Genomic DNA, 8,253 nt, shown 5'->3' with positions numbered 1-8,253 from the left:
GTTATAGCCTATGGATAACAACCCAATACAGAGCGATTGAATGATGAGTAGCTTATTTTCCCCGATACAAATCGGTCCACTTTCTTTGAATAACCGGCTGGTAATGGCCCCGATGACGCGTGCTCGGACAAGTCAACCGGGTAATGTTCCCAACGACATCATGGCGCAATATTATGCTCAGCGAGCGAGTGCTGGTCTGATTATTACTGAAGCAACACAAATATCAGACGATAGCCAAGGATACTCATTTACTCCTGGCATATACACGCCAGAACAAATAGTGGGTTGGCAGCAGGTCACTCAAGCCGTGCATGATCGCGGAGGAAAAATAGTGAATCAGCTATGGCATGTAGGGCGAGTATCGCATCCTGTTTTTCAACAAGGTAAAAAGCCGATGGCTCCTTCAGCTATTGCTCCAGTCGATACCAAAGTCTGGATTGCACAGCCGGGGAGTGCCGGTGAGATGATGGAATGCGTTGAACCAAGAGCAATGACATTGCAAGAGATTAACCAAGTGGTACGCGATTTTGCTAATGCTGCACACAATGCGATTGCGGCTGGCTTTGATGGCGTCGAAATTCATGGTGGTAATGGCTATTTGATCGATCAGTTTTTGCGAACCAATTCGAATCATCGCACTGATCAATATGGTGGCAGCAGAGAAAACCGCTTACGTTTTCTTATGGAAGTTGTGAGTGCAATCATTGATAAGGTTGGCGCTGACAAAGTTGGAGTTCGCTTGGCGCCTTACATCACATTTAAAGATATGAACTGCTCAGATATCGTCCCAACGATTTTACAAGCGGCGGAGCAATTACAGAAACTCGGTATTGCGTATCTGCATTTGTCAGAAGCTGATTGGGATGATGCTCCACAAATCCCTGAAGATTTTCGCCGACATTTACGTGAGCTGTTCACCAATACCATTATTGTTGCAGGCCGATATGACGTTGAGCGAGCAAACCAAATCTTGGAAAACGGCTACGCTGACTTAGTCGCATTTGGGCGTCCCTTTATTGCGAATCCAGACTTAGTCGAGCGTTTGAAAATGAACCGTACATTATCGGCATTTGATCCAAGTTGCTTATTTGGTGGAGGTACTAAGGGATATACAGATTATCCAAACCATTCCTAAATCGAGATAGCCAGCAGTCGTTTGTTCTATGATTCTGCTGGCTTTTTTACAACTGGTTGGCCGTTATAAAGCAATGAGCCATTAACGCGCGCCAAAATGATACGCTAAAAGTAATAAGGCCACAGAATAAACATCCATGTGAATGCTGAAAATATCAACGCGATCAGTACGGCAGCTGAACCGATGTCTTTGGCGCGGCCACTGAGTTCGTGCCATTCGTTACCGATGCGGTCAACCACGGCTTCCACGGCGGAATTCATCAACTCCACAATCACAACTAAGACTAAGCAACCAATCATCATGATTTGCTCAATTTTAGTGACAGGCAAAAAGAAAGTAATGGTAATCAACAAAATTGAAGTGACAGTTTCTTGTCGAATAGCGGCTTCGTTTAGCCACGCGGCTTTCAGCCCTTGTATTGAATAACCTGTGGCATAAAACAGACGCTTTATACCCGTACGACCTGGTTTCATAAAATGAACAACCTAATAATGAATAACTATGACAATGGGCATGAGTGAATTACGTGTAGACGTAAAATAGCCTTCGCCCCGCACCCTCATGTTAAAAAAGAGAATCAATGACGTCAGTTCACTGATTCTCTTAAGTGGCCTGATATTAAACGCCCACCACGGGTAGTACAAGAGTAAAGCAAGCGCCTCCGAACACACTTTTAGCCACCGATACTTGGCCGTTGTGGCGTAAAACGATCTGTTTGACGATGGCCAAGCCTAATCCGAAGCCTGATTGTCGCTCTCCACGTGAGAGATCCGCGCTGTAAAAAGCATCAAAAATGAATGGCCAGTGCTGCGGGTCAATCCCTTCTCCATCATCATGGAGATCAATTTGCACTGCTTGACCTGCGTTGATCACGGAGGTTTCAACGGCTATTTTGCTTTTGGCGTATTTCTGAGCATTACCCAATAAATTATCCAGAGCTCTTTTGAGAAGGTATGGATCGACCTGTAAAGTGGCGACTTGTGCTAATGGCAGCAACTGGATCTCGACTACGCTGTTGCTGCGCCATTTATCTAGTATCGGTTCGAGCCAGTAATTGAGCTGAATTGTCTGCATATTGAGTTCGTTTTCTGGCCTTTCAACTTTCGCGTAGTAAAGAAGTTCATCGACCATCGTTTCCATCTCTTCGGTATCTTCGATGATACTGGCGACTTTCGCCGCTTGTTTTGGTGTCAGAGATTCATCGGCCAACATTTCTGCTTGCCATTGGATCCGAAAGATAGGGGTGCGTAACTCATGAGCTACGGCATTACTCAGCGCTTTATTGCTGAGCACCAAAGCGGAAATTTTGCTCGCCATGTAGTTAAAGCTTTTGTTTAAAGAGCCGACTTTATCGCCGCTTTTGATGGAGGCGCGAGCGGTTAGATCACCAGCGGCAAAGGCTAAGGTCACTTTTTCCAATTCACGCACTCGCCGACTGATGAACCAGATCAGCAACACACAGTACAGTGCAAAGCCGACGACAAGCAGCAAAAGTGAGAGATTATCTGCGAAGAAAATGGCTTGCCTCAGTGGTGATTCTTCATCGGGTTTAAAGCTGTAAATTGGTGAGGTGGACGTAAGGCGCAACCATAAAAAACGATCATCATCGTAGTAGGTGTAGGCATTGGGGGCGGTGGTAAAGAAAAACGCTCGCACATCTGAGGGTAAGGTCTTTTCAGTATGCGTCTCTATCAGTTGTCGTGTTTTATCGGCATATTCTTTTAGTACATTTAAGGTGTTAGCTTCACCTTCATGCTGATAAATACGAGTGACCAAGTCATGAAATGCTTCAGCTTGATAATCTTCAAGTACATAATCGTAGTCAGTACCAAGCTGGTAAACGACCAGTTCAATGGTAATGAGTGTCGCTAAAAAAAAGAGCAATAAACCAACAAAAGATTCAACGTAGATACGACGCATACAGGTTTCTTCTAAAATACGTGGTCATTACCACGTGTCTGGTACAAAAAGGTATCCTTTCCCTCGGACCGTAATAATGCGTTTCGGTGTGGAAGAGTCATCACCGAGTTTTTTACGCAAAATGACAATCTTGTTATCGACGGTTCTATCAAGCCCATCGTATTCAATCCCGCGTAACGCTTTGGTTAATACATCCCGTGATAGGACTTGATCTGGTGTTGATGCCAGTAGCCACAGCAAGTCGAATTCGCTGTCGGTCATCGCTACGGCCTCACCATTCATTTCACACAGATGTCGAGATTGATTGAGAGATAAGGCCCCAAATTCAAGCACGGTTTTCGCGGTTTGAATTGGCTCGTTGTCGACTCTGCGCAGTAGCATACGCATTCTTGCAAGCAAGACGCGTGGTTTAATCGGCTTTGTCACAAAATCATCGGCACCAATTTCCAGTGCTGCAACGTGATCAAAATCGTCATCACTGGCGGTTAGCATCAATATCTTACCGTTGTACATAGGACGGATCTGTCTACAAATTGTCAGCCCATCTTCACCGGGTAGCATTAAATCCAGTAACACGATATCTGGTTGTTGCTCTAAAATGACCGCGCTCGCTTTGGCACCTTCAGCAAGGGCAATGACGCTAATATCTTGACTTTCAAAGTATTCTGTTAACATTTCTCTGAGTTTTAGATCATCTTCAACGATGATTAAAGAGTGTCTATCCGTCATGGAGACTCCTAGATAGGTACGATGAACGACATGACAATCGCTGACATTGGAAAAATTTGAAGTGCATAGTAAAGCAAAGACCCAGCATTTTCGCTAGGTCTTTGTATGGTTGGATGAGTTTCTATTGATACAATCTCTTGTTATTCAACGGCTTTGGTCGGTGAAGAGCGAAGTTTGTTCGCCAGCATCACCACAAGTGGGCTAGTCAACATCACCACTGCAAGCACGGTAAACACGAAAGTGATCGGACGTTCCCACAAGAAGCTTAACTCCCCATCGCTGATCATCAACGCGCGGCGAAGGTTCTCTTCCATTAATCCACCCAAAATAAAGCCAAGCAGCAGTGGTGCCAGCGGGAAGTTGGCTAACCGTAGAGCAATCGCCCCCATCGCGACGATCAACATTACGTAAACATCCATAGTGTTAAACGAAACTAAATAAACACCGGTGATTGAGAAGAACAAAATCATCGGCAGCAATACGGTTCTCGGTACCGCCAATAGCCTTGAAATATAAGGAATAAGCGGCAAGTTAAGGATGATAAGTACAATATTACCGAGATACATTGAGATGATGACAGACCAAAAGACATCAGGGTGATCAACAAATAAACGAGGGCCAGGTTGAATGCCGTAAGAGAGCAGGGCTCCAAGCATGATCGCTGTGGTGCCAGAGCCGGGAATGCCGAGTGTCAATAGCGGAACAAAAGATCCGCTAGAGGCGGCGTTATTGGCTGACTCTGGTGCAACAAGCCCACGCAAAGACCCTTTACCGAACTCTTCTTTTTTATCTTTGGGCGCTAAGCTGCGCTCCATACCATAACTCAAAAATGCGGCGATGGTTGCGCCAGCGCCGGGCAACACGCCAGTGAAAAAACCTAAAATGGAAGCACGAATTGAAACGGGAGCCGCTTCTTTAAATTCTGCTTTGGTGATTTTCATACTGCCCAAGTTGCTGATTTTATTCTGTTCATCTGTACGCGTGTCGTTTTCTGGTTTTAAAATACCCATTAATGTCTCGCCTAAAGCGAATGTCGCCATCGCCAGCAAGAGGAAGCTAAAACCGTCCATTAAATCAGTTAAGCCAAAGGTAAAACGTTCCACACCTACGCCTTTATCAATACCAACGGTAGAGAGCATCAAGCCAAGAACAACCATCATCCATGCTTTAAGGACTTGTCCTTTTCCAGCAAAGGCAGCGACCGCCGATAGACCGAGTAGCATCAACGCAAAATAGTCAGAGGATTGAAAACTCAGTGACACGCTGGCCAGTGCAGGCGCTGCGACCAAGAGCATAATCGCTGACAAGGTTCCGCCTGTAAAAGAGGCGTAAGCGGCGATGGCTAACGCTTTACCAGCTTGGCCTTTTTGCGCCATGGGGTAGCCATCAAACGCGGTGACCACGGTTGCTGAGCATCCGGGAGCATTAATCAAAATGGAGGAAGTGGAGCCGCCAAAAATAGCGCCGTAATAAACGCCGGCCATTAAAATTAAACCTGAAGATGGTTCAAGGCCATAGGTGATCGGGATCATCAACGCGATGGCCGAAATCGGGCCAAGCCCGGGTAACATGCCGATAAAAGTACCGACGAAACAGCCCACAATCACCATGAAGATGTTCATTGGCATCATGGCGGTAGAAAGCCCTTGTAAAATTCCATCTAACATAATCAGTTCCTACCAGAGTGTGAAAATAACGCCGGGCTCAAGGTAGATGTCCAAACCTTGAGTAAGCAGCAGATAAAACGCAATGACAAAGGGAAAAGAAGCACCAAATAACACTGATTTGCGTCTTTCACCCAAAATATAAAAGCCAGCGAGTAGAAAGAAACTGGTGGCCAGTACGAAGCCTAAATAGGTTAGGCCAAGTCCGTACAGCGCCATCAATACTAAAAAACCAATCAACAATTTCCAGTTGAAGTGCAATACTGCGCCACTTTGTTTATCGGGCTGCCCTAACACCAGCATCAACAAAGAGAGGCCAATTCCAGCGTAAGTCAGCAGAGTCGGCAAGGTTTGGGCGTTAAACGGTTCATATTCATCACCGGGAAACATCGGTATTTGAGTCGTTTGATAGCCGTAGCAAAGGCTAAGAACAAGGAAGATCAACGCGCCAACGCGATCGCGGCACAGTAAATATTCTTTGCTGAAAAATTTGGTTGGCAGATCCGACATATCCAACTCCATGGTAGAAATAGGGGAGAAAAGAGCCGTGTAGCAGCGAGTTAATGAATTGATTAACTAAGGGTAAAGGGATAGGTATATGAAGGTTTTCCTATCCATATTTGCCTGATAAACAAAGGAGTATTGAGCATAACTGCACACGGCAAAAGTGTTGCTAGCGGGGACAAGGCAAGGAACTGTCCCCTTAGCGACCTTACTTCAGGAAACCGAGCTCACGCATCAGATCACCCATCTCTTTCTCTTGGGCTTCTAAGAAGGCGTAAAACTCTTTATCCGCTTGATAGTTATCGATCCAACCATTACGGTCGCGTACCACTTTCCATTCATCGGTGGTGTACATTTTCGCTAGTGCTGCGTTCCACTGATCAATCTTCTCTTGGCTGATCCCAGGGGCTGCGAAGAAGCCGCGCCAGTTGGCAAATACAGTTGGGTTGCCATAGTCAGTTAATGTTGGAATATTCGGGGCAGATTCCAAACGTTTGGGGGCGGTGATCGCCAAAATTTTCACTTGGCCAGACTTGGACATTTCAAGCACTTCACCTAAGCCTGTTGAAAGCAGTTGTGTTTCACCAGAAAGCAGTGCCGCCATGGCTTTGCCACCCGCGTCATAGGCGATGTAGCGAACTTCTTTTGGATCCAACCCTTGCCCTTTGAAAGCGGCTGCGGCGACTAAGTGATCCATACTGCCACGAGCAGAACCGCCAGCGACTTTCACTTTACGCGGGTTGTCTTTGAAATCGGCAACCGCATCTTCCCACGTTTTGTATTTTGAATCGCCCGCAGCAACGATAGCGCCATAATCAGAAACGGTGGCGGCAATCGGTGTTAAATCGCGGAAGGATTGTGGAAAAACACCGGATAAAGAACGAACCACAATCGGTGTGGAATTGACCATCAAGGTATCTTCTTGGCGGTCTGCGGTTTCAATTAGGTGTGCAATCGCTTTACCACCACCGCCACCGGATAAGTTTTGGTAAGACACATTGCCGACAATGTCGGTTTTCATCAGTACATCACCTGTACCACGAGCCGTCATGTCCCAACCACCACCCGCGCCACCGGGTACTAAAATGTGAAGTTTCTCAATATCAGCGGCGAAGCTGCTAATAGAAAAGGTTGCAGCCAGAATGGATGCAGTGAGGGTTGGTTTGAACTGCTTAAACATATTCACGTTCCTTATGTAGGGCGCATCTTCATCTTTACCTTGGAGCGTTTGTGATTGAATGCTACAGGCGGAGATAGGGTGCTTATCATTGTTATCATGACTGCATCAATGATCTAATGCAGATACGTTAAGTTAATAACCTGTTACGGGTTTGTCTCTAATGCGTAGATAAAAACAATATAGGGCATAAAAACGTTTTTGTTCATAAAGTTCACGGCGTTATTTTATGTTGTGTGATAAGCATCCGTTAGCGTCTTGTCTCACTGTTCACAAGCAACAATTGGCTGTTATTAGTGGCAAATTGTGAGGCTGAGGCGTCATTACCTTGTTGAAGTAAGGTCGTGATACTGGGTAGCAGCAAGAAAAAGATCAAAGGTTCGGGATATTGGGCTTGCCATTGATGACGCTCATCTAACACATGCCCTTCGAAGTAGACGGTGAGTACCACACTGTCCGATGAAAAGTGCGATCCATGGAACCGCCCTAAAGTATGCGTCGAGCCCCATATTGAACTCAGTGGTCGCTCCGATGTGCTTTTAAGATAGAGATCAACCGCTACACTGTGCGATTGAGAACCTTGCGGTTGAGAATGTCGATGAACCGTTAAGCGCTCACCCGAATACTTGCCTTGCTGGAAAGGCAAATAACCTAAGTTGTTCGGTGTTACACGGCCATCGTTTGCACACATTTGAACCGAATCGGGCATTTGCTGGCTGCTGTACAATTCACAAGCAAATTGAGCAACAAGTTGCTGTACTGCGCTTTGAAATAAGCGAACATCAAATGAGTGTTCTTGCGCAAGGTGTAAATTTAATTCAGGAAAAACAATAGGTAACTGGCTTGTTAGCGCGTTGATGTCATTGATCGTAACCGATTGATTCTGCTCTATTGCCGTGCGAATAATATTTGGGTTGTCTGCCAATGAAAGATCATCTTCAGAATAGATCGCCTCACTCAGTAGTGGGTAGCTGCGCGGATTTTTCGGTTTACTGTTGTAAGCAATGCATCCAGATAAGAGCAACGAGCAGGCGAGAGCGTAACCAAAAGGAGAGTGCGTGATTCTCTTGTAAAGATTCATAAGTGACGGCCGTGTCATCGGTAATGGGTTGCACTGCTTATTC

The 8,253-nt window shown here is 45.8% G+C and carries 8 protein-coding genes; 1 reads left to right on the top strand and 7 read right to left on the bottom strand.

From position 1 onward, the window contains the following. The first annotated feature begins 43 nt into the window (after positions 1–43). The gene (locus tag B9J87_RS02690) at positions 44–1,135 is read left to right on the top strand and encodes an alkene reductase (protein WP_217898075.1); all 1,092 of its coding nucleotides are present in this window, start codon (positions 44–46) and stop codon (positions 1,133–1,135) included. Between the two features lie 104 nt (positions 1,136–1,239). Here the strand turns inward: B9J87_RS02690 and B9J87_RS02685 are convergent, their stop codons facing one another. The 7 genes from B9J87_RS02685 to B9J87_RS02655 form a co-directional block, all read right to left on the bottom strand. Next, a complete protein-coding gene (locus tag B9J87_RS02685; protein ID WP_094149310.1) occupies positions 1,240–1,608 on the bottom strand; it encodes a diacylglycerol kinase in 369 nt (122 codons plus the stop codon). Between the two features lie 145 nt (positions 1,609–1,753). Further along, a complete protein-coding gene (locus tag B9J87_RS02680; RefSeq protein WP_094149309.1) occupies positions 1,754–3,055 on the bottom strand; it encodes an ATP-binding protein in 1,302 nt (433 codons plus the stop codon). Positions 3,056–3,082: 27 nt separating this feature from the next. Continuing rightward, a complete protein-coding gene (locus B9J87_RS02675) occupies positions 3,083–3,784 on the bottom strand; it encodes a response regulator (RefSeq protein WP_013856957.1) in 702 nt (233 codons plus the stop codon). A 140-nt stretch (positions 3,785–3,924) separates the two neighbouring features. After that, on the bottom strand, positions 3,925–5,451 hold the full coding sequence (locus B9J87_RS02670; protein WP_017046152.1) for a tripartite tricarboxylate transporter permease: 1,527 nt from the start codon (positions 5,449–5,451) through the stop codon (positions 3,925–3,927). 9 nt (positions 5,452–5,460) lie between these two features. Next, positions 5,461–5,958: a tripartite tricarboxylate transporter TctB family protein gene (locus B9J87_RS02665; protein WP_010318351.1), complete on the bottom strand. Its 498-nt coding sequence runs from the start codon at positions 5,956–5,958 to the stop codon at positions 5,461–5,463. Positions 5,959–6,160: 202 nt separating this feature from the next. After that, on the bottom strand, positions 6,161–7,132 hold the full coding sequence (locus tag B9J87_RS02660) for a tripartite tricarboxylate transporter substrate binding protein (protein WP_047689163.1): 972 nt from the start codon (positions 7,130–7,132) through the stop codon (positions 6,161–6,163). Between the two features lie 247 nt (positions 7,133–7,379). Further along, on the bottom strand, positions 7,380–8,253 hold an 874-nt coding region (locus B9J87_RS02655), incomplete at its 5' end, for a hypothetical protein (RefSeq protein ID WP_254918087.1).

Source organism: Vibrio sp. V19_P1S1T109, assembly GCF_002241375.1.
Classification (GTDB): Bacteria; Pseudomonadota; Gammaproteobacteria; order Enterobacterales; family Vibrionaceae; genus Vibrio; species Vibrio anguillarum.
The sequence above is the reverse complement of the archived record's forward strand: the minus strand, read 5'-3'. Positions and strand labels throughout refer to the sequence as shown.

Coding starts and splice junctions, on each gene's coding strand:
- B9J87_RS02690 (WP_217898075.1), top strand. CDS start 44: ATGAGTAGCTTATTTTCCCCGATACAAATCGGTCCACTTTCTTTGAAT.
- B9J87_RS02685 (WP_094149310.1), bottom strand. CDS start 1,608: ATGAAACCAGGTCGTACGGGTATAAAGCGTCTGTTTTATGCCACAGGT.
- B9J87_RS02680 (WP_094149309.1), bottom strand. CDS start 3,055: ATGCGTCGTATCTACGTTGAATCTTTTGTTGGTTTATTGCTCTTTTTT.
- B9J87_RS02675 (WP_013856957.1), bottom strand. CDS start 3,784: ATGACGGATAGACACTCTTTAATCATCGTTGAAGATGATCTAAAACTC.
- B9J87_RS02670 (WP_017046152.1), bottom strand. CDS start 5,451: ATGTTAGATGGAATTTTACAAGGGCTTTCTACCGCCATGATGCCAATG.
- B9J87_RS02665 (WP_010318351.1), bottom strand. CDS start 5,958: ATGTCGGATCTGCCAACCAAATTTTTCAGCAAAGAATATTTACTGTGC.
- B9J87_RS02660 (WP_047689163.1), bottom strand. CDS start 7,132: ATGTTTAAGCAGTTCAAACCAACCCTCACTGCATCCATTCTGGCTGCA.